This is a genomic window from Blastococcus tunisiensis (assembly GCF_900112815.1).
GTDB lineage: Bacteria > Actinomycetota > Actinomycetes > Mycobacteriales > Geodermatophilaceae > Blastococcus_B > Blastococcus_B tunisiensis.
The window spans coordinates 264,565-285,039 of sequence record NZ_FOND01000001.1; the positions used below are offsets into that span (position 1 = coordinate 264,565).

20 protein-coding genes and 1 pseudogene are annotated in these 20,475 nt (G+C 75.3%); 18 read left to right on the plus strand and 3 right to left on the minus strand.

The window, feature by feature from the left end; all coding sequences use genetic code 11:
* Nucleotides 1–6 precede the first annotated feature (6 nt).
* Entirely contained in the window at nucleotides 7–1,200 is a 1,194-nt protein-coding gene (gene moeA / locus BM142_RS01280) for a molybdopterin molybdotransferase MoeA (protein ID WP_092194957.1), read from the minus strand.
* 67 nt (nucleotides 1,201–1,267) lie between these two features.
* On the opposite strand from moeA, the gene BM142_RS01285 reads away from it, so the two are divergent.
* The 16 genes and pseudogenes from BM142_RS01285 to BM142_RS24975 all read left to right on the plus strand — a co-directional run.
* On the plus strand, nucleotides 1,268–2,245 hold the full coding sequence (locus tag BM142_RS01285; protein WP_092194958.1) for a PfkB family carbohydrate kinase: 978 nt from the start codon (nucleotides 1,268–1,270) through the stop codon (nucleotides 2,243–2,245).
* Nucleotides 2,246–2,276: 31 nt separating this feature from the next.
* A complete protein-coding gene (locus tag BM142_RS01290) occupies nucleotides 2,277–2,762 on the plus strand; it encodes a beta-class carbonic anhydrase (protein WP_092194959.1) in 486 nt (161 codons plus the stop codon).
* A gap of 137 nt (nucleotides 2,763–2,899) precedes the next feature.
* On the plus strand, nucleotides 2,900–3,343 hold the full coding sequence (gene rplM / locus BM142_RS01295) for a 50S ribosomal protein L13 (RefSeq protein ID WP_092195182.1): 444 nt from the start codon (nucleotides 2,900–2,902) through the stop codon (nucleotides 3,341–3,343).
* Nucleotides 3,340–3,759 carry a 30S ribosomal protein S9 gene (rpsI, locus tag BM142_RS01300; protein ID WP_092194960.1) on the plus strand — a complete coding sequence of 140 codons (420 nt, stop codon included), beginning with the start codon at nucleotides 3,340–3,342 and terminating at the stop codon, nucleotides 3,757–3,759. The genes rplM and rpsI overlap by 4 nt, the downstream gene beginning before the upstream one ends.
* A gap of 22 nt (nucleotides 3,760–3,781) precedes the next feature.
* On the plus strand, nucleotides 3,782–5,128 hold the full coding sequence (glmM, locus tag BM142_RS01305; RefSeq protein WP_092194961.1) for a phosphoglucosamine mutase: 1,347 nt from the start codon (nucleotides 3,782–3,784) through the stop codon (nucleotides 5,126–5,128).
* Nucleotides 5,129–5,245: 117 nt separating this feature from the next.
* The gene (glmS, locus tag BM142_RS01310; protein ID WP_092194962.1) at nucleotides 5,246–7,108 is read left to right on the plus strand and encodes a glutamine--fructose-6-phosphate transaminase (isomerizing); all 1,863 of its coding nucleotides are present in this window, start codon (nucleotides 5,246–5,248) and stop codon (nucleotides 7,106–7,108) included.
* A gap of 196 nt (nucleotides 7,109–7,304) precedes the next feature.
* Entirely contained in the window at nucleotides 7,305–7,700 is a 396-nt protein-coding gene (locus BM142_RS01315; protein ID WP_092194963.1) for a holo-ACP synthase, read from the plus strand.
* Complete coding sequence (locus BM142_RS01320; RefSeq protein ID WP_254790450.1) at nucleotides 7,697–9,196, plus strand: NAD(P)H-hydrate dehydratase; 1,500 nt, start codon at nucleotides 7,697–7,699, stop codon at nucleotides 9,194–9,196. The genes BM142_RS01315 and BM142_RS01320 overlap by 4 nt, the downstream gene beginning before the upstream one ends.
* Nucleotides 9,193–10,335, plus strand: coding sequence for an alanine racemase (alr, locus tag BM142_RS01325; protein WP_092194964.1), 1,143 nt, complete (start codon nucleotides 9,193–9,195; stop codon nucleotides 10,333–10,335). The genes BM142_RS01320 and alr overlap by 4 nt, the downstream gene beginning before the upstream one ends.
* Nucleotides 10,335–11,492, plus strand: a complete 1,158-nt coding sequence (locus BM142_RS01330) for an alpha/beta fold hydrolase (RefSeq protein WP_092194965.1) — start codon at nucleotides 10,335–10,337, stop codon at nucleotides 11,490–11,492. The genes alr and BM142_RS01330 overlap by 1 nt, the downstream gene beginning before the upstream one ends.
* A gap of 22 nt (nucleotides 11,493–11,514) precedes the next feature.
* Nucleotides 11,515–12,156 carry a uracil-DNA glycosylase gene (locus BM142_RS01335; protein ID WP_254790451.1) on the plus strand — a complete coding sequence of 214 codons (642 nt, stop codon included), beginning with the start codon at nucleotides 11,515–11,517 and terminating at the stop codon, nucleotides 12,154–12,156.
* Nucleotides 12,153–12,602, plus strand: coding sequence for a tRNA (adenosine(37)-N6)-threonylcarbamoyltransferase complex ATPase subunit type 1 TsaE (tsaE, locus tag BM142_RS01340; RefSeq protein ID WP_092194966.1), 450 nt, complete (start codon nucleotides 12,153–12,155; stop codon nucleotides 12,600–12,602). The genes BM142_RS01335 and tsaE overlap by 4 nt, the downstream gene beginning before the upstream one ends.
* Nucleotides 12,603–12,637: 35 nt before the next feature.
* Nucleotides 12,638–13,276, plus strand: coding sequence for a tRNA (adenosine(37)-N6)-threonylcarbamoyltransferase complex dimerization subunit type 1 TsaB (tsaB, locus tag BM142_RS01345; protein ID WP_092194967.1), 639 nt, complete (start codon nucleotides 12,638–12,640; stop codon nucleotides 13,274–13,276).
* Entirely contained in the window at nucleotides 13,273–13,788 is a 516-nt protein-coding gene (gene rimI, locus BM142_RS01350; protein ID WP_092194968.1) for a ribosomal protein S18-alanine N-acetyltransferase, read from the plus strand. Before tsaB ends, rimI begins: the two co-directional genes overlap by 4 nt.
* Complete coding sequence (tsaD, locus tag BM142_RS01355; protein WP_217640516.1) at nucleotides 13,781–14,830, plus strand: tRNA (adenosine(37)-N6)-threonylcarbamoyltransferase complex transferase subunit TsaD; 1,050 nt, start codon at nucleotides 13,781–13,783, stop codon at nucleotides 14,828–14,830. The genes rimI and tsaD overlap by 8 nt, the downstream gene beginning before the upstream one ends.
* Nucleotides 14,831–15,285: 455 nt before the next feature.
* Nucleotides 15,286–15,696: pseudogene (locus tag BM142_RS24975) on the plus strand (methyl-accepting chemotaxis protein); the annotation flags it as partial.
* A 652-nt stretch (nucleotides 15,697–16,348) separates the two neighbouring features.
* On the opposite strand, the gene BM142_RS01365 reads toward BM142_RS24975, so the two are convergent.
* Entirely contained in the window at nucleotides 16,349–17,584 is a 1,236-nt protein-coding gene (locus tag BM142_RS01365; protein WP_092195186.1) for a class I SAM-dependent methyltransferase, read from the minus strand.
* Between the two features lie 218 nt (nucleotides 17,585–17,802).
* Here BM142_RS01365 and groES point away from each other — a divergent pair, with 218 nt between their 5' ends.
* Both groES and groL read left to right on the plus strand, forming a co-directional pair.
* Nucleotides 17,803–18,111, plus strand: coding sequence for a co-chaperone GroES (gene groES / locus BM142_RS01370; RefSeq protein ID WP_092194970.1), 309 nt, complete (start codon nucleotides 17,803–17,805; stop codon nucleotides 18,109–18,111).
* Between the two features lie 135 nt (nucleotides 18,112–18,246).
* Nucleotides 18,247–19,893: a chaperonin GroEL gene (gene groL, locus BM142_RS01375; protein ID WP_092194971.1), complete on the plus strand. Its 1,647-nt coding sequence runs from the start codon at nucleotides 18,247–18,249 to the stop codon at nucleotides 19,891–19,893.
* A gap of 222 nt (nucleotides 19,894–20,115) precedes the next feature.
* On the opposite strand, the gene BM142_RS01380 is transcribed toward groL, so the two are convergent.
* On the minus strand, nucleotides 20,116–20,415 hold the full coding sequence (locus tag BM142_RS01380; protein ID WP_092194972.1) for a WhiB family transcriptional regulator: 300 nt from the start codon (nucleotides 20,413–20,415) through the stop codon (nucleotides 20,116–20,118).
* Nucleotides 20,416–20,475: the final 60 nt, after the last annotated feature.

The window sequence follows — 20,475 nt, forward strand, 5'->3', positions numbered from 1 at the left end:
TGCGCCTCACTGCAGTGCTCCTTCGATCAGCACGACGTCGACCTCGGCGCCGGCGGGGAGGTCGGTGACGTCCTGCGGGACGACGACCAGGCAGTTGGCGCGGGCCAGGTGCGCCACCAGGTGCGAGCCGGGGCCCCCGACCTGGGAGACCTGCCCGGCGTCGAACCGGCCGCGGAGGAACTGCCGCCGGCCGGCGGGGGAGCGCAACGGCCCGGTCAGCCGCGCCGGGACGCGCAGCCGGTCCGGATCGGCGTGGCCCATGGCCCGCCGCAGGGCCGGGCGGACGAACACCTCGAAGGAGACGAACGCGCTGACCGGGTTGCCCGGCAGCGTCACCACGGGCACGCCGTCCACGGTGCCGGCGCCCTGCGGGCCGCCCGGCTGCATGGGCACCTTCACGAAGTCCACCGTGCCCAGCGTGCCGAACGCGTCCTTGACCACCTCGTAGGCGCCCGCGCTCACCCCTCCGCTGGTGATCAGCAGGTCGGCGCCGGCCAGCTCCGCCCGGACGGTTGCCAGGAACTGCTCGACGTCGTCGGGGACGAAGTGCAGTCGCCGCGCGATTCCGCCGGCGTCCTCCACGGCGGCGACGAGCAGCCGGGAGTTGGACTCGTAGATCTGGCCGGGGAGCAGCGGCTGCCCGGGTGCGACGAGCTCGCTGCCGGTCGACAGGACCAGGACGTGCGGCCGCCGGCGCACCGGGAGCGTGGTCACGCCGACGGCCGCGGCCAGGCCCAGTTGCGCGGCGCCGAGGGGGCTGCCGGCCCGGAGGGCGACGACTCCCTCGGCGATGTCCTCCCCGGCCGCGCGCAGATGGCTGCCGGCAGGGGGTGCGTCCCGGATCTCGACGACGGTGGTGCCGCCGTCGGTGAGCTCGACCGGGACGACCACGTCGGCGCCCGGGGGGAGCGGGGCCCCGGTCATGATCCGCTGCACGGTCCCCGGCGCCAGCGCGACGACGTCGGTGCGGCCGGCCGGGATGTCGTCGGCGACGGGCAGGCTCACCGGGGTGCGCGAGACCTCCGTCCACCGCGCCGCGTAGCCGTCCATCGCGGAGTTGTCGAAACCGGGCAGCGCGACCGCGGCGGCGACGTCCCGGGCGAGCACCCGGCCGTGCGCCGAGGCGAGGTCCACGGCCTCCTCGGGCAGCGGTGGCAGGAGTGCGGCGACGGCTGCCTGGTGTTCCTCGACGGTGCGCACGGGGAACATCCTGTCCGATCCACCCCCGGCCGTCCCTCGGAGGCGGTGCCGCCCGGAAGGAGCCCGCGTGACCGACGCCGTCGTCCTGGGTCAGGTGGGCCGCGATCTCGTGCTCCTGGTGGCGGCGCTGCCCTCGCCCGGCGGCGCGGCCACGGCGACCGGACGGCGCGAGCTGCTCGGCGGGAAGGGGGCCAACCAGGCGGTCGCGTTCGCCCAGCTGGGCGTGCCCGTGGCGCTGGTCGGGGTGGTGGGCGACGACGCGGCCGGCGCAGCGGTGCGCGAGCAGGCCGCCCGGGACGGGATCGACGTGTCCCACGTGCGGACCCGGCCGGGCGCCGCGACGGCGTTGCTCGTCGACCTCGTGGAGAGCGGAGGGCGGCGGCGGCTGGTGGAGCACGTGCCCGACGGGGTGCTCCTGACCGCCGGCGACGTCGCCGCGGCCGGGGACCTCGTCGCCGGGTGCCGGCTGCTCGCCCTCCAGCTCCAGCAGCCGGGTGCGGCGGTGCGCGCGGCGCTGGACCGGGTGCCGGCGACAGCCATCGTCGTCAGCGACGGCGCCCCCGCCGACCCGGGGACGCGGGAGCGGGTGCTCGCCCGCGCGGACGTCGTCCGGGCCGACCGGGTGGAGGCGGCGGAGCTCGTGGGCCGGCCGCTGCACGGCGTGGACGACGTCCGCGAGGCGGCCGCCGAGCTGCTGACGGCCGGTCCCCGGCTGGTGTCGCTGGCGGCGGGGGAGGAGGGGGACGTCGTCGCATGGCGCTCCGGTCCCGCGCCGGGCGCCGCCGCCGGGATGCTCGAGACCGATCCGCGCTGGGCCGACGGGGAGATCGTGATCCCGCACCTCGGCGGGCACCCCGTCGACCCCACCGGCGCCGGGGACGCCTCGCTGGCCGCGCTCGCCGCGACGCTGCTCGGGGGCGCCGGCCCGGAGGACGCCGCCTGGGTGGCCGGGGCGGCGGCCGCCGTGACGGTGGCGCACGCCGGTGGCCGGCCGGAGCTGGACCCGGCCGCGCTCGGCGAGGTCGTCCGCCGGGGCCGGCACTAGGGTCCTCGCCAGGCGGAGACGAGGAGGACGCGTGGCCGAGATCGACCGGATGCTCGAGGCGAACGAGGACTGGGCGCAGCGGTTCCCCGGCAGCAAGCCGGTGGCACCCGCGCGCAAGGTCGCCGTGGTCGCCTGCATGGACTCCCGCATGCCGCTGTTCGGCCTGCTCGGCCTCGACGTCGGGGACGCGCACGTGATCCGCAACGCCGGCGGGGTGATCACCGAGGACGTGATCCGGTCGCTGACCATCTCCCAGCACCTGCTCGGCACCCGCGAGATCGTCCTGGTGCACCACACCGAGTGCGGCCTGCAGTCCACCGACGACGTCACCTTCGCCGATGTCGTCGAGCAGGCGACCGGCCGCCGCCCGCCGTGGGCGGCGCGGGCCTTCACCGACGTCGACTCCGACGTCCGCGAGTCCATGCGGCTGATCCAGGAGAGCCCCTACCTGCTCTCCCGCGAGGTGCGCGGAACCGTCTACGACGTCGGGACGGGCCGTCTGCGCGAAGTGGCCTGACAGGCCCCTCTTCTCCGGCTGGTATCGTCCTCGGTTGGCGCGCGCAAGCCGGCTGGTGCCCGCGTGTCGCACCGTCTCCCGTGTTCGGTGAGGCGATCCCACCAGCCTTCCCGACGACGACGGAGGACACGAGCGCCGTGCGCACGTACTCACCCAAGCCCGGCGAGATCGCCCGGGCCTGGCATGTCATCGACGCCACCGACGTGGTGCTCGGCCGACTCGCCAGCCAGACCGCGCAGATCCTGCGCGGCAAGCACAAGCCGCAGTACGCCCCGCACCTCGATGTCGGCGACTTCGTCGTCATCGTCAACGCCGGGAAGGTCGCCCTCACCGGCTCCAAGCGCGAGGACAAGGTCGCCTACCGGCACTCCGGTCACCCGGGTGGTCTCAAGACCACCAACGTCGGTGACCAGCTGCGCACGCACCCCGACCGCGTGATCGAGCGGGCGATCAAGGGCATGCTCCCGCACAACACCCTCGGGCGGCAGATGCTGTCCAAGCTCAAGGTGTACGCCGGCCCGGAGCACCCCCACGCTGCGCAGCAGCCCCAGCCCTTCGAGATCAAGCAGGTGGCCCAGTGACCCACGCCGCGACCGTGACCGACGCCGACGGGCGTCCCATCCAGACCGTCGGCCGCCGCAAGGAGGCCATCGTCCGGGTGCGCCTGCTCCCCGGCACCGGGCAGTTCACCCTCAACGGCCGGACCATCGAGGAGTACTTCCCGAACAAGGTCCACCAGCAGCTCATCCGCGAGCCCTTCGTGATCCTGGAGAAGGGCGAGCAGTACGACGTCGTCGGACTGCTCCACGGCGGTGGCGTCTCGGGTCAGGCCGGCGCACTGCGCCTGGCCATCGCCCGGGCACTCATCGAGGTCGAGCCCGACGACCGCCCGGCCCTGAAGAAGGCCGGCTTCCTCACTCGCGACCCCCGCGTCACCGAGCGCAAGAAGTACGGCCTGAAGAAGGCGCGCAAGGCGCCCCAGTACTCCAAGCGGTGACCCCGCACGGGCTGCGCCGCTGATGGGGGGCAGGCTGTTCGGGACCGACGGCGTCCGAGGTCTGGCCAACGCCGACCTCACGCCCGAGCTGTCCCTCTCGGTGGCGCGTGCCGCTGCCGGAGTCCTCGCCGACCGCGACGGGACCTCGCGTCCCGTCGCGGTCGTCGGGCGTGACCCGCGGGCCAGCGGGGAGATGCTCGAGGCCGCCGTCGTCGCCGGCCTGAGCAGCGCCGGGGCCGAGGTGCTGCTGGCCGGGGTGGTGCCCACCCCCGCGCTCGCGCACCTGACCGCCGAGACCGGTGCCGATCTGGGCGTGATGATCTCGGCCAGCCACAACCCGATGCCCGACAACGGCATCAAGCTGTTCAGCCGCGGCGGTCACAAGCTGCCCGACGCCGTCGAGGCGGCGATCGAGCGCACCGTGCTGAGCGGGAACTCCGACGGTCTGCGCCCCACGGGCGCGGGCATCGGTCGGGTCCGGCCCCTCGCCGACGCGGCCGAGCGCTACGCCCGGCACGTCCTCGCCACCGTGGACAAGCCGCTCACCGGCCTGAGCGTCGTCGTCGACTGCGCCCACGGGGCGGCGGCGGTGACCGCGCCGGACGTCTACCGCCGGGCCGGGGCGACCGTGCACGCCATCGGCAACGAGCCGGACGGCTGGAACATCAACGACGGCATCGGCTCCACCCACCTCGGCCCGCTGATCGAGGCGGTGCGCGCGCAGGGCGCCGACCTCGGGATCGCGCACGACGGTGACGCCGACCGGTGCCTGGCGGTGACCGCGGCGGGCGAGGTGGTCGACGGCGACGCGATCCTCGCCGTGTGCGCGCTGTCGCTGCACGAACGGGGCGCGCTCACCGGCGACACGGTGGTGGCGACCGTCATGAGCAACCTCGGCTTCCACCACACCATGCGCGACGCCGGCATCGCCGTGCAGACCACCGCGGTGGGCGACCGGTACGTGCTCGAGGCGCTGCGCGCCGGGGGGCTGAGCCTGGGTGGTGAGCAGAGCGGCCATCTGGTGTTCCTCGACCACGCCACCACCGGTGACGGGCTCCTGACCGGCCTGGCCCTGCTCTCCCGCATGCGGGACACCGGCGCCTCGCTGGCCGAGCTCGCCTCGGTGGTCCAGCGGCTGCCCCAGATCCTGATCAACGTCCCGGTCACCGACCGCCTCGCGGTGGCGGCGAGCGAGGCGGTGGCCGAGGCGGTCAACGCCGTCGAGGAGCAGCTCGGGGACGACGGCCGGGTGCTGCTGCGGCCGTCGGGCACCGAGCAGCTCGTGCGGGTGATGGTCGAGGCACCCAGCCAGGAGCTGGCCGACACGTACGCCGCGCGCCTCGCCGAGGTCGTCGCCGGCGTCGGCTGATCGGTGCGCCGCCCCCGGGAGTGACGGGCGGGACGCGTGGGGGCCGGGTGTCGGGCGGGAGCGCGCCACGGCCTCGCCAGGACGGACTGGTCCGCCTCCACCGGTACTCTCGGTGCAATGTGCGGAATTGTGGGATACGTCGGTCCTCAGGATGCCCGGGACGTCGTCCTGGAGGGCCTGCGGCGGCTCGAGTACCGGGGCTACGACTCCGCCGGCATCGCGGTCGTCGCCGACGGTGAGCTGAGCACGGCGAAGAAGGCCGGCAAGCTGGCCAACCTGGAGAAGGTCCTCGCCGAACGCCCGCTGCCGGCCGCCACGGTGGGCATCGGGCACACCCGGTGGGCCACGCACGGCGGGCCGACCGACCGCAACGCCCACCCGCACGTCTCCGACGACGGCACCGTCGCGGTGATCCACAACGGCATCATCGAGAACTTCGCCGCGCTCCGCAGCGAGCTCGAGGCCGACGGCGTGGAGTTCGGGTCGGAGACCGACACCGAGGTCGCCGCGCACCTGCTGGCCCGCGCCTACGCCGCGCTGCCGGAGGCGGAGGGGCGCCTGGCCGAGGCCATGCGGGTGATCTGCCGCCGCCTGGAGGGTGCCTTCACGCTGGTGGCCACCGCGGTGACCGAGCCCGACACGCTGGTGGCCGCCCGGCGCAGCAGCCCCCTGGTCGTCGGGGTGGGCGACGGCGAGTACTTCCTCGGCTCCGACGTGGCCGCGTTCATCGGGCACACCCGCGAGGCCCGCGAGCTGGGCCAGGACCAGGTCGTGGAGATCGACCGCAGCCGCGGCCTGACCGTGACCGACTTCTCCGGCGAGCGGGCCGAGCCGAAGGCCTACACGGTCGACTGGGACGCCGCCGCCGCCGAGAAGGGCGGCTACGACTGGTTCATGCTGAAGGAGATCGCCGAGCAGCCGCAGGCGATCGCCGACACGCTGCTGGGCCGGCTCGGCGAGAACGGCGAGCTCGTGCTCGACGAGGTGCGGCTGTCCGACCAGGAACTGCGCGACATCGACAAGATCTTCGTGGTGGCCTGCGGCACCGCCTTCCACGCCGGCCTGATCGCGAAGTACGCCATCGAGCACTGGACCCGCATCCCGGTCGAGGTCGAGGTGGCCAGCGAGTTCCGCTACCGCGACCCGGTCCTCGACCGCTCCACGCTGGTCGTCGTCATCAGCCAGTCCGGCGAGACGATGGACACGCTGATGGCCCTGCGGCACGCCCGCGACCAGAAGGCCCGGGTGCTGGCGATCTGCAACGCCAACGGCTCGACCATCCCGCGCGAGTCCGACGCCGTCCTGTACACCCACGCCGGCCCGGAGATCGCCGTCGCCTCCACCAAGGGGTTCCTCACCCAGGTCGTGGCCTGCTACCTGGTCGGGCTGTTCCTCGCCCAGGTGCGCGGGATGAAGTTCGAGGACGAGGTGGCCGCGATCGTCGAGGACCTCCGCCGGCTGCCCGAGGCGGTGGCCCAGGTGCTCACCGGCATGGACCAGGTGCGCGAGCTCGGTCGCACGCTCGCGGACTCCGACACGATCCTGTTCCTCGGCCGGCACGTCGGGTTCCCCGTCGCGATGGAGGGCGCGCTCAAGCTCAAGGAGCTGGCCTACATCCACGCCGAGGGCTTCGCCGCCGGCGAGCTCAAGCACGGGCCGATCGCCGTCGTCGACCAGGGCACCCCGGTCGTGGTGATCGTGCCCTCGCCGCGCAGCCGCGAGTCGGTGCACGGCAAGGTCGTCTCGAACATCCAGGAGGTGCGTGCCCGCGGTGCGCGCACGATCGTGATCGCCGAGGAGGGCGACGAGGACGTCGTCCCGTACGCCGACCACCTCATCCGCGTGCCGCGCACGCCGACCCTGATGGCCCCGGTAGTCACCACGGTGCCGCTGCAGGTGCTGGCCTGCGAGATCGCCGACACCCGCGGGTACGACGTCGACCAGCCCCGCAACCTGGCGAAGTCCGTCACCGTCGAATGACCCCGGCCATGATCAGGTTCCCTGATCATGGCGCGTCCTCCCTCGTGGTGGACGGTGGGGGAGGACGCGCTACCGCGGGGGAGGACGACGGCCGGGGGACGACGGCGCCCGGACCGCGGCGCCCCGGACACCCGGACGGCGGTGGTGGCGATGGGGCCGGACGGCGGCCGCGGGCGCGTCGCGGCAGACTGGCGCGGTGATCATCGGGGTGGGGATCGACGTGGTCCCGGTCGAGCGCTTCGCCGAGTCGCTGACCCGTACGCCGGGCCTGCGCGACCGGTTGTTCACCGCGGCCGAGCAGCTGACGCCGTCCGGGAACCCGCGCACCGGCGAGTCGTTGGCCGCCCGGTTCGCGGCCAAGGAGGCGCTGGCGAAGGCCCTCGGTGCCCCCGGCGACCTGCGCTGGCACGACGCCGAGGTCATCGTCGGTGAACGCGGTCGCCCGCACCTGGCGGTCCGCGGATCGGTGGCCGGCCGGGCGGCCCAGCTGGGCATCTCGTCCTGGCACGTCTCGCTGAGCCACGACGGCGGCATCGCGTCGGCGGTCGTCGTCGCCGAGGGATTCCCCCGAGCCGACGGGGAGGGCACGTGACCGAGCTCGCGAGGTCACGAGGCATCGGGCTGCACACGGCCGACGAGGTCCGCGCGGCCGAGGAACCGCTCCTGGCGGCGACCGCCCCTGGCGCGCTGATGCAGCGGGCCGCCGCGGGGCTGGCGACGGTCTGCCTGCGGCTGCTGGGCGACACCTACGGACGCCGGGTCGCGCTGCTGGTCGGCACCGGCAACAACGGCGGCGACGCGCTGTTCGCCGGCGCCCGTCTCGCCGCCCGCGGGGCCCGGGTGAGCGCCGTGCTCCTCGACGCCGAGCGCGTCCACGGCCCCGCGCTGGCCGCCCTGCGACGGGCGGGTGGACGGGTGCTCCCGGCCGGAGCCGCCGGTGTGGAGGCCACTGTCACCCGGGCCGACCTGGTGCTGGACGGGATGCTGGGCATCGGCGGTTCCGGGGGTCTGCGGCCGCCGGCCGCCCGGCTGGCCGGGCTGGCCGCGAACGGCGCGGGGATCACCGTCGCGGTCGACGTCCCCAGCGGGGTCGACGCGTCGACCGGCGCGGTGGAGGGCGCGGCCTTCCCCGCGATGCACACGGTCACCTTCGGCGCGGTCAAGCTCGGGCTGGTCGTGGGCGAGGGGAGGTCCCTGGCGGGCCAGGTGCACCTCGTGGACATCGGCCTGGAGCTGCCGGCGGCCACCGTCCGGCAGCTCGCCGACCCCGACGTCGCCGCCCGCCTGGAACCCCCGTCGGCAGGGGACGACAAGTACTCGCAGGGCGTCGTCGGCATCGTCGCCGGGTCCAGTGCCTATCCCGGGGCGGGGGTCCTCTGCACCGGGGCCGCGCTGCGGACGCGGCCCGGGCTGGTCCGCTACGCCGGCACCGCGGCAGACGGCGTCCGGGCGGCGTGGCCCGAGGCGATCGTCACCGACGGCCGACCGGGTGACGCGGGCCGGGTCCAGGCGTGGGTGGTGGGACCGGGGATGGGCACCGACGACGCCGCCCGCAGCGTCCTGGCCGAGGTGCTGGCGACCGACCTGCCGGTGCTCGTCGACGCCGACGCGCTGACGATGCTGGCCGAGCAGCCGGAGCTGGTGCGGAACCGGACCGCCGGCACGCTGCTCACCCCGCACGACGGCGAGTTCGGCCGGTTCGGTGCAGGGCGGGGCGGAGTGGGCGCCGACCGGGTGGCGGCGGCCCGGCGGCTGGCCGCCGACCTCGGCTGCACCGTGCTGCTGAAGGGGGACGCCACCGTCGTGGCGGACGCCGACGGGACGGCCTTCGTCAACGGCACCGGTACGCCGTGGCTGGCCACCGCCGGCACCGGCGACGTGCTGTCGGGCATCGCCGGCGCCCTGCTGGCCACCGGTCTGCCGGCCGTCGAGGCCGGGGCGGCCGCCGCCCACCTGCACGGGCGCGCCGGGCAGCTCGCCGCCCGCCGCGGGCCGCTGCTCGCCGGTGACCTGGTGCGCCGGCTGCCCGAGGCGGTCGGCCGGGTGCACGGGCCGGGGCCTGCCGGCCTGGGAGACTCGGGGCCGTGACCGACCGAGCCGCCCGCGCCGAGATCGTCGTCGACCTGGACGCCATCGCCGCGAACACCGCCCTGCTCCGCGAGCGGGTCGGCCGCCCCCTCATGGCGGTGGTGAAGGCCGACGGCTATGGCCACGGGCTGGTGCCCGCCGCCCGCGCCGTGCTGGCCGGGGGCGCGGATTGCCTGGGGGTCACCGTCCTCGACGAGGCCCTCGCCCTGCGGTCCGCCGGCGTGACGGCGCCGGTGCTCTCGTGGTTGCACAACCCGGGCACCGACTTCGTCCCGGCGCTGGAGCGGGACGTGCAGGTGTCGGTCAACGCCGTCTGGGGGCTGGACGAGGTGGTCGCGGCGGCCCGGGCCACCGGCCGCACCGCCGAGCTGCACCTGTTCGTCGACACCGGGCTCTCCCGCGAGGGGGCCACGATGGTGGACTGGCCGGCGCTCGTCGAGGCCGCGGTCGGGGCGCAGTCCGACGGGCACGTGACGGTGGTCGGGCTCTGGAGCCACCTGGCCTACGCCGACGCCCCGACGCACCCCACGATCGGCGCCCAGGTGCGCGTGTTCGAGGAGGCGGTCGCGCTCGCGCGGGCCGCCGGGCTGACCGACGCCCGGCTGCACCTGGCCAACTCGGCGGCCACCATCGCCCTGCCGGAGACCTGGTACGACATGGTGCGGCCCGGTGTCGCCCTCTACGGCCTGGACCCGCTCGGCGGCCCCGACCCGCGGGCCCACGGTCTGCGCCCGGCCATGACCGTGCGGGCGCGGGTGATGCTGACCAAGCGCGTCCCCGCCGGCGCCGGCGTCTCCTACGGCCACACCTACTTCACCCCGGAGGAGACGACGCTGGCCCTGGTGCCGGTCGGCTACGCCGACGGCGTGCCGCGGGCGGCGGGCAACACCGCCCCGGTCCTGGCCGCCGGAGCCCGGCGCACGATCGCCGGCCGGGTGTGCATGGACCAGTTCGTCGTCGACGTCGGGGACGCGCCCGTGGCCGCCGGCGACGAGGTGGTGCTCTGGGGGCCGGGCGACCGCGGGGAGCCGACGGCGCAGCAGTGGGCCGACGCGCTCGGCACCATCCACTACGAGCTGGTCACCCGGATCGGCGGCCGGTTCACCCGCCGCCACGTCGGCTCGGCGGGGGCGGTCTGATGGCCCGGGCGTCCCGGCCCGCGCACTCCCGCGGGCACACCGCCGGCATCGTCGGTGCCGTGGTCGGCCTGGCGGCCGCGGGCACGGCGGTCGGCGTCGCGGTCACCCGGATCGCCGGGCGCCGGGTGCGGGCGGCGGAGCTCGGGCCGGCGGCGGACGTCGCCGAGCTCACCGCGGCCCGGCTGCGCGAGGACGACCCGCTCGGTGCCGCGGCCCGGGACGCGGACCGGACGGTGCTCGTGGCGGCCGACGACGGCGTCCCGCTGGCCGTGGAGGAGATCGGGCCCCCGGACGCGCCGCTGACCGTGGTGTTCGTGCACGGCTACACGCTCTCCATGGCCTCCTGGACGTTCCAGCGCCGCACCCTCGCCGCCCGGCTCGCCACGGGCAACGGGCACCGTCCGGACGCGCGCCTGGTGTTCTACGACCAGCGCGGGCACGGCGCCTCCGGCCGGGGAGCCCCTGAGCGCTCGACCATCGACCAGCTCGCGCGCGACCTCGCCGCGGTGCTCGAGGCGCGGGTGCCACGGGGGCCCGTCGTCCTGGTCGGCCACTCCATGGGCGGCATGACGATCATGGGCCTGGCCGCCCTGCGACCGGAGCTGTTCGGCGCGAAGGTGACCGCGGCGGCGTTGATCTCCACCTCGAGCGGGCAGCTGGCCGAGCTGGACTTCGGCCTGCCCGAGCTGCTCACCCGGGTCCGCGCGGCCGTCTTCCCGGTCGCCGCGTGGACGATGCGCCACCGCCCCGCCTTCGCCGAGCGCACCCGCCGCGTCGCGGCGGACGTGGTCTCCGCGGCCACCCGGGCGCTGTCCTTCGCCTCGCCGGACGTCGATCCCGCGCTCGTGCGGTACGTCGACTCGATGATCGCCGGCACGCCCGTCGACGTGATCGCCGAGTTCTACCCGGCGCTGGCCGGCCTGGACGAGACCGGGTCGCTGGAGCCCCTGCGCCGCGTCCCCACCCTGGTGCTGACCGGGGACAAGGACTCGCTCATCCCCATGGCGCACAGCGAGCTGCTGCTGGAACGGCTCCCGCAGGCGGAGTACGTGGTCGTGCCCGATGCCGGGCACATGGTCCTGCTGGAGAAGCCGACCGTGGTGACCGAGCGCATCGCCGAGCTGCTCCGCCGGGCGGGCGCGACCGCGCCGCGCTGAGGGCCGCCGTTAGGGTGCGGTGGTGGCCGCCCCCCGACCGCCCCGGTTCGACGCCATGACCGACGACGCGGCCCTCGAGGTGGCCCGCGTCGCCGCGGCGGCTCCCGACTGGCCCATGCTCGCCGCGGTCAACCGGCCCTGCGTCGCCTGCCCCGAGCTCGCGGCCACCCGGCAGCACGTCGTCGTCGGGGACGTACCGGCCGGCGGCCGGCCGCGGTTCGCCCTCGTCGGCGAGGCGCCCGGCGCCACGGAGGACGACACCGGCCGGCCCTTCGTCGGTCGGTCCGGCGCGCTGCTGGACCAGCTCCTCGGTGAGGCCGGCCTCTCCCGGGCCGAGGCCGCCGTGCTCAACATCGTGAAGTGCCGACCACCGGGCAACCGCACCCCGAGGACCCCGGAGGTGGCGCGCTGCAGCGGCTGGCTGCGCCGCCAGCTGGAGCTGCTCGACCCGCCGGTCGTCGTGGCCCTGGGTCTGTCGTCGGCGAAGTGGTTCCTCGGCCCGCGGACGGTGCTGGCGCAGGTGCGTGCCCGCCCGCACGCCGTGGGTGGACGCGCGGTCTGGGCGACCTACCACCCGTCGGCGGCGATCCGGTTCGGGCCGAACGGGGCGCCGCGCGCGGGGCTGCTCGCCGACCTCCGGGCCGTCGCCGGGACGCTGGCATGAGGCGCGAGCACGTGCTGCCGGCGCCGGCGGACACCCACGCCCTGGGGAGGCACCTGGCCGACCTGGTGGCGCCCGGTGACCTCGTCGTCCTGGTCGGCCCGCTCGGGGCCGGGAAGACCGCGCTGACCCAGGGCATCGGCGCCGGCCTGGGCGTCGGTGAGCCGGTCACCTCGCCCACGTTCGTCATCGCGCGGGTGCACCGGGGCGGGCGCGTGCCCCTGGTGCACGTCGACGCCTACCGCCTGGGCGGCGTCGCCGACGTCGACGACCTCGACCTCGACGCGACGACGGCGGAGTCGGTCACCGTGGTGGAGTGGGGGGAGGGACTCGTCGAGCAGCTGGCCGACGAGCACCTGGAGATCCGGCTGGACCGCCGGGACGACGACGTCCGGACGGCGCTGCTCGTGCCGCACGGCCTGGGGTGGGAGCAGCGGCTGGCCCCCTGAGTCGGCCCGCCCCCTGCTCGGTAACGTGGCTCGACGTGCTCGTCCTCGCTCTCGACACCGCGACCCCGACGCTCGTCGCCGGGCTCGCCGACCGGTCGGAGCACGGCGCTCCCGAGGTGCTGGCCGAGCGCGCGGTCCCGTCGGGGAACCGGCACGCGGAACTGCTGACCCCGGCGATCACGAGCGTGCTGGACGACGCCGGCCTCACGATGGGCGACCTGGACGCCGTCGTCACCGGTCTCGGCCCCGGCCCGTTCACCGGGCTGCGGGTCGGCATCGTCACCGCGGCGGCGCTGGGTGACGCCCGCGGCCTCCCGGTCATCGGCGTCTGCTCCCTCGACGCGATCGGCTCGGGGGTCCGGACGGTCGTCACCGACGCGCGGCGCAAGGAGGTCTACTGGGCGGCCTACGACGCCGATGGCGTCCGCACCGGGGGGCCGGGCGTGCTGCGCCCGGAGGAGCTGCGCCGGTCGGGGCGGATCGTCGGCGACCCGGCGTTCGCCGCCCGCCTGGGCGCGGAGGTCGTCCCGGCCGAGGTGACCACGGCGGGGTTGCTGCGCGCCGCCGAGCCGCAGCTGGCCGACCCGTCCTCGGCCGGCCCGCTGCTCCCGCTGTACCTGCGCCGGCCCGACGCCACCCCGCCGGCGGCGATCAAGGCGGTCTCCCAGGCATGACCGTCACGCTGCGGCCGATGACCCTCGCCGACCTCCCCGCCGTCATGCGGCTGGAGGAGGAGCTCTTCGCGCCGGACACCTGGACCGAGGCGATGTACCGCGACGAGCTCTCCCGCGGGAGCACCCGGTTCTACGTGGTGGCCGAGTTCGACGTCAGCGGCGACGAGGACGAGCCGGTCGAGGGGCCACCGGTGATGGTCGGCTACGGCGGCCTGATCGCCTACGACGACGAGGCGCACGTGGCCACCCTCGGCGTCACGACGGCGCTGCAGGGCGAGGGCATCGGCTCGCTGCTGCTGGACGCGCTGCTGGCCGAGGCCGACCGGCGCAGTCCCGTCGTGCTGCTCGAGGTGCGCGCCGACAACGAGGCGGCCCAGCACCTCTACCGGCGCCGCGGGTTCGTCGAGATCGGCCGGCGCCGCGGCTACTACCAGCCCAGCGGCGCCGACGCGGTCGTCATGAAGCGCAAGCGGGTGCGGGCCCTGAGCCGGGTGGGAGGCGCACGTGGCTGAGCGGGCGGCGGGGGAGGCCCTGGTGCTGGGCTTCGAGACCTCGTGCGACGAGACCGGTGTCGGGCTGGTCCGCGGGCGCACCCTGCTGGCCGACGCGCTGGCCACCTCGATGGCAGAGCACGAGCGCTTCGGCGGGGTCGTGCCCGAGATCGCCTCCCGGGCGCACCTGGAGGCGATGGTCCCGACCGTGCACCGGGCGCTGGCCGACGCGGGGGCCACGATCGACGACGTCGACGCGGTCGCGGTGACCTCCGGGCCGGGGCTCACCGGCGCGCTGCTGGTCGGCGTGGCCGCGGCGAAGGCCTACGCGCTGGCGCTGGGCAAGCCGCTCTACGGCGTCAACCACCTGGCCGCGCACGTCGCCGTCGACGAGCTGCAGCACGGTCCGCTGGCCGAGCCGTCGATCGCGCTGCTCGTGTCGGGCGGGCACAGCTCGCTGCTGCTCGTGCCGGACCTGGCGCAGGAGGTGCAGTCGCTCGGCCGGACCGTGGACGACGCCGCGGGGGAGGCCTTCGACAAGGTCGCCCGGGTGCTCGGCCTGCCGTTCCCGGGCGGCCCGCCGATCGACCGCGCAGCCCGGGACGGCGACCGGTCCGCGATCGGCTTCCCGCGCGGTCTCACCGGTCCCCGCGACGCGCCCTACGACTTCTCCTTCTCCGGGCTGAAGACGGCCGTCGCCCGCTGGATCGAGGCGCGGGAGCGGGCGGGGGAGCCGGTGCCGGTCGCCGACGTGGCGGCGTCCTTCCAGGAGGCCGTCGCCGACGTGCTGACCGCCAAGGCGGTGCGGGCCTGCCGCGACCACGGCGTCGACCACCTCGTGCTCGGCGGCGGGGTGGCGGCCAACTCCCGCCTGCGGGCGCTGGCCGAGGAGCGCTGCGCACAGGCGGGCATCGTGCTCCGGGTGCCCAGCCCGAAGCTGTGCACCGACAACGGCGCCATGGTCGCGGCGCTCGGCTCACGGCTCGTGACGGCGGGGGTGGCGCCGTCGGCGCCGGACCTGGGCGCCGACAGCTCGCTGCCGATCGACGTCGTGAGCCGCTGAGCCCGGCGTGTTCGACGTCACATCCGGCCGCTGAGCTGGGAGCATCCCGGCCGACAGCGCAACCACCACTCACCGGCCGGGGGGCGAACGTGGCTGTGGACCGGTTCGTGTTCGCCGCAGCCAGGCACGGTCGCGCCCGGGCGCGCGCCGCGACCGCGGTGGACGCGGACGTGGTGGCCGGCATCGCCGACTCCGCGGGACGGCTCGGCATCGAGCTGGTCGACGTCGCGGGCAATGTCGACGTCCTGTCGGCGACCGCCACGGAGCAGGCCGACACCTTCGCCCGGCTGCGGGAGACCGCCGACGGCATCCAGGCCGGCAACGCCGCCGTCTCCGCCGCGGCCGCCGAGGCGCACGAGGCCTCCCGCCGCGCGGCGGCCGACGCGGCCGGTTCGCAGGGAGCGCTGCGCGAGTCCCTCGACGCCATCCACGCGCTCGTGGGCTGGGTCGGCTCCGTGGGCGGCGAGCTGGACTCCACCCGCTCGGCCCTCGCTGACATCGCCACGATCGCGCAGGAGATCCACGCCATCGCCGAGCGGACCCACGTGCTCGCCCTCAACGCCCGCATCGAGGCGGCCCGCTCCGGTGAGGCGGGCAAGGGGTTCACGGTCATCGCCGACAACGTGCGGCAGCTGGCCGACCAGTCGATCGCGGCGGCCGGCCGGATCGACACCACGCTGGGCGTGCTGACCGGGCAGCTGGACGCGCTCAGCGAGCACGGCAGCCAGGCGGAGGTCCGCGCGCAGGCGGCCCAGGACGCCACCGGCTCGCTCGGCAGCGCGCTGGAGACGGTGAGCGGCGCCATGGGCAGCATCGACGAGCAGGTCTCGGCCGTCGCCGACGTCGCCGCCGGGAGCGCCTCGCGCGTCGACGACTACGTCGCCGGGATGTCGCAGCTGGTCGCCTCCGTCGACCTCAGCAGCCGCGAGCTCGAGGGCGCCCGCTCGCGGGTGCACACGCTGCTCGGGGTGGCCGAGGAACTCATCGGCGGGGTCGCCACGCTGGGTGTGCCGACGCCGGACACCCCGTTCGTCGAGGCCGTGCAGCGGACCGCCGCCGTCGTGCAGGAGAGGTTCGAGGCCGCGGTGCGCACCGGCGAGGTGTCGCTCGCCGACCTCTTCGACGAGCACTACCGCCCGGTGCCGGGCAGTGATCCGGTGCAGCACACCACCCGCTTCACCGCCTTCACCGACCGGGTGCTGCCGGAGGTGCAGGAGCCGATGCTCGCCCTCGACGAGCGGGTCGCCTTCTGCGCCGCGGTCGACCGCAACGGCTACCTGCCCACGCACAACCGGGTGTTCAGCCACCCGCAGGGCCCCGACCCGGTCTGGAACACCGCGCACTGCCGCAACCGGCGGGTGTTCGACGACCGCACCGGGCTGGCCGCGGCGCGCAACACCCGGCCGTTCCTGCTGCAGACCTACCGCCGCGACATGGGCGGCGGCACGTTCGTGCTGATAAGGACGTCTCCGCACCTATCTCGGTGCAGGGCCGGCACTGGGGCGGGCTCCGGCTGGCCTACCGGGCCTGAGCCGCGCACACCAGCGCCGTCGGGGCGCCGGCCACGCGGGTCACCACGACGACCGCCGCGTCGGTCCCCGGCCCTCTCAGCCGCCGGGCGAGGGCCTCCGGCTCGATCGCCGAGCCGCGCTTCTTGACCACGACCCGGCCGATGCCGCGCCCCCGCAGGTGCGCCTTCAGCTTCTTGAGGTTGAACGGCAGCACCTCGCTCACCCGGTAGGAGCGGACCCAGGGGGAGTCGGTCGCCCTGTCCGACGTCAGGTAGGCGATCGTCGGGTCGACGAGCGTGGCACCCAGGTCCGCGGCCACCAGTGACAGCAGACCCGAGCGGATGAGCGCCGGATCGGGCTCGTGCAGCCAGCCGCGGACGGCGTCGACGGGGGCCGGGCCGGGGTCGTCGTCCGCCGTCACCTCGGTGAAGCGGCCGTCGTGCCGCAGGGTCGCCCGCCGCCAGGTGGTCGACAGGCCACGGCCCCACAGCAGCGCCTCGACGATGGTGCCGCCCGCGGACACCCACTCGGCCTCCACGCCGGGCGGGACGCGGTCGTGGTCGAGCCCGGGCGCGACCTTGACCACCGCGTCGGGGAGGCGCTCGAGGAGCGTGCCGACCGTCGACCAGGGCGGCGACCAGCGGTCCGGGTCCAGCTGCCGGCGGCCGCCGGCCCGCCGGGCCGGGTCCAGGACGGCGGCGCGGCACCCGGCCACCTCGCCGTCCGTGGCGGCCGCCACCAGGTCCACGACGTCGGCCTCGACCACCTCAACCCCGGCGAGGCCGAGCGCCGTGACGTTGCGCCGGGTGAGCTCCCGCGCCACCGGATCGCGGTCCACGGCGACCACCCGGGCCCCCGCCCGCGCCAGGGCGATCGTGTCGGTGCCGGCCGCGCAGCCGAGGTCGGCCACGGCGTCCGCGCCCCCGGCGAGCAGCCGCGTGGCGCGCCGGTCGGCCAGGGCCGGGCGTCCGGCCTGCTCGAGGGTGTCGGCGGTGAACAGCAGCCGGTCGGCGTCGGCGCCGAACACCGGGCGGGCCTTCTCCCGCTGACGCGCGATGCCCCACGCGGGACCGGCCAGCTCCGTGCCGACCTCGGCGCGCAGGCGGCTCAGCGCCGAGACGGCGTCCGTCCCGCCGGCCAGCAGCGCCGCGGCCCGGGACAGCGCCGCCTCCCCCTCCGGTGTGGCCAGGGCGCTCAGCTGGCGCACCGTCTCGGCGGCCTGCTCATCGGATCCCGGGTCCACCGCCACAGCCTCGCGCACCGGCCGCGAGGCGCCGCCGTCACCCACCCCGGGGACCGGGTTGAGCGGCTGGCACTCTCGTGGGTAGAGTGCCAACCGACACGGGCTGGCGCCCGACCCCCGCGACGGCGGGTGCCCGAATCCCGTGCCACAGCATCAGCAGTTCAGCACCACAACGTCATAGTCACCAGCCGTCCGACACCGAAGGGGGCGTCACCGACGTGACGACCGCTACCAAGGTCAGCATCAAGCCGCTGGAGGACCGGGTCGTGGTCCAGGCCAACGAGGCCGAGACCACCACCGCCTCCGGTCTGGTCATCCCGGACACCGCCAAGGAGAAGCCCCAGGAGGGCACCGTCGTCGCCGTCGGCCCCGGCCGCATCGACGACAACGGCAACCGCGTCCCGCTCGACGTGAACGTGGGCGACGTGGTCATCTACTCCAAGTACGGCGGCACCGAGGTCAAGTACAGCGGCGAGGAGTACCTCGTGCTCTCCGCCCGCGACCTGCTCGCCGTCGTGGAGAAGTGACCTTCTCCCGACACCTGCTCCACCAGCACTGATCGACCGCCCCGGGCGACCCGAACTCCTCGGGTCCCGGGGCGGTCGCCGTTGGGCCACGTCCGGCCCGGCCCACTCCACGCACTCCTTGACCGAGAGGTCCACATGCCCAAGATCATCAAGTTCAACGAGGACGCCCGGCGCGCCCTCGAGCGCGGCGTCGACAAGCTCGCCGACGCGGTCAAGGTGACGCTCGGCCCCCGCGGCCGCAACGTCGTCATCGACAAGAAGTTCGGCGCCCCGACCATCACCAACGACGGCGTGACCATCGCCCGCGAGATCGAGCTCGAGGACCCGTACGAGAACCTCGGCGCCCAGCTCGCCAAGAACGTCGCCACCAAGACCAACGACATCGCCGGCGACGGCACCACCACCGCGACGGTCCTGGCCCAGGCGCTGGTCCACGAGGGCATGAAGAACGTCGCGGCCGGCGCCAACCCGATGGCCCTGGGCCGCGGCATGCGCGCCGCGGTCGACGCCGTGCACGCCGAGCTGGACAAGGTCGCCATCCCGGTCGACGACCGGAAGGCCATCGCCGGCGTCGCCACCGTCTCCGCGCAGGACCCCGAGGTCGGGGAGCTGATCGGCGAGGCGATGGAGCGGGTCGGCAAGGACGGTGTGATCACCGTCGAGGAGAGCAACACGATGTCCACCGACCTGGACGTCACCGAGGGCGTCCAGTTCGACAAGGGCTACCTGTCGCCGTACTTCGTGACCGACTCCGAGGCGATGGAGGCCGTCCTCGAGGACGCCCTCGTGCTCCTGGTCAGCGGCAAGGTCGGCGCGCTGGCCGACCTCCTCCCGCTGCTGGAGAAGGTGCTGTCGACCGGTGGTCGGCCGCTGCTCATCGTCGCGGAGGACGTCGAGGGCGAGGCGCTGTCCACCCTGGTCGTCAACTCCATCCGCAAGACCATCAAGGTCGTCGCGGTGAAGTCGCCCTTCTTCGGCGACCGGCGGAAGGCGTTCATGACCGACCTCGCCGTCGTCACCGGCGGCCAGGTGGTCAGCGAGGACGTCGGCCTGTCCCTGGACTCGGTGGGCCTCGAGGTGCTCGGCACCGCCCGGCGGGTCACCGTCGACAAGGAGACGACCACGATCGTCGACGGCGGCGGCACGTCGGAGGCCATCGGCGACCGGGTCGCGCAGATCCGCCGCGAGATCGAGGCCACGGACTCCGACTGGGACCGCGAGAAGCTCCAGGAGCGCCTCGCGAAGCTGGCCGGCGGCATCGGCGTCATCCGCGTGGGTGCGGCCACCGAGGTGGAGCTCAAGGAGCGCAAGCACCGCATCGAGGACGCGATCGCGGCCACCCGCGCGGCGGTCGAGGAGGGGGTCATCCCCGGCGGTGGCTCGGCGCTGGTGCACACCGCCGCCGCGATCGACGCGCTCGACCTGACCGGTGACGAGCTGACCGGTGCCCGCGCCGTGCGCTCGGCGCTGGACGCCCCGCTGGCCCGGATCGCGGAGAACGCCGGGGCCGAGGGTCGCGTCGTCGTCAGCAAGGTCCGCGAGCTGGGCTACCCGCAGGGCTTCAACGCGGCGACCGGCGAGTTCGGCGACCTCGGTGCCCAGGGCGTCATCGACCCGGTCAAGGTCACCAAGGCCGCGCTGGGCAACGCCGTCTCCATCGCGGCGATGGTGCTCACCACCGACTCCGCGATCGTGGAGAAGCCCGAGGAGGAGGAGCACGAGCACGGCGGCGGGCACCACACCCACGGCCACTCGCACGGCGGCCACGGCCACTCGCACTGAGAAGGGCCCCCGTCCTCCTCACCGCTCGCGCGCTCGCGGCGAGCCCCGGGACGGGCCCCGATGATCAGGTGACCTGATCGTGGCGCGTCCTCCCTCGTGGCAGACGGCGGGGGAGGACGCGCCACGGTGGGGGAGGACGAGCTGCGGCGCCCGTCCGGCCGCGCACACGAGAGGGCCCGGTCCAGGATTCCTGGACCGGGCCCTCTCGGACGTGTGTGGGAGTCAGACCCCGGCGGCGACGGCGGCGGGCTCCGCGGCGATCAGCCGGGCCCGCTCCTCCTCGCTCATGCCACCCCAGACCCCGTAGGGCTCCCGGACCGACAGTGCGTGCTTGAGACAGGACTCGAGAACCGGGCAGCGCGCGCACACGGCCTTCGCGGCGTTCTGCCGCCGCGCCCGGGCCGGGCCGCGTTCACCGTCCGGGTGGAAGAAGAGGGACGTGTTCTCGCCACGGCATGCGCCGTGGAGCTGCCAGTCCCAGACCTCGGCGACCGGCGTCGGGAGCCTGCGAATGTCGGCCATGTGTCCTCCAGGGCTCGGTGAGCCGGAGGGGGGCTGTCCGGCTGCAAGGGGCCGGTGCCC

Bases quoted from the DNA above. Each gene is read 5' to 3' on its own strand.
- glmM (WP_092194961.1), top strand. From the start codon at position 3,782: ATGGGGGGCAGGCTGTTCGGGACCGACGGCGTCCGAGGTCTGGCCAAC.
- glmS (WP_092194962.1), top strand. From the start codon at position 5,246: ATGTGCGGAATTGTGGGATACGTCGGTCCTCAGGATGCCCGGGACGTC.
- BM142_RS01330 (WP_092194965.1), top strand. From the start codon at position 10,335: ATGGCCCGGGCGTCCCGGCCCGCGCACTCCCGCGGGCACACCGCCGGC.
- tsaE (WP_092194966.1), top strand. From the start codon at position 12,153: ATGAGGCGCGAGCACGTGCTGCCGGCGCCGGCGGACACCCACGCCCTG.
- rimI (WP_092194968.1), top strand. From the start codon at position 13,273: ATGACCGTCACGCTGCGGCCGATGACCCTCGCCGACCTCCCCGCCGTC.
- groL (WP_092194971.1), top strand. From the start codon at position 18,247: ATGCCCAAGATCATCAAGTTCAACGAGGACGCCCGGCGCGCCCTCGAG.
- BM142_RS01380 (WP_092194972.1), bottom strand. From the start codon at position 20,415: ATGGCCGACATTCGCAGGCTCCCGACGCCGGTCGCCGAGGTCTGGGAC.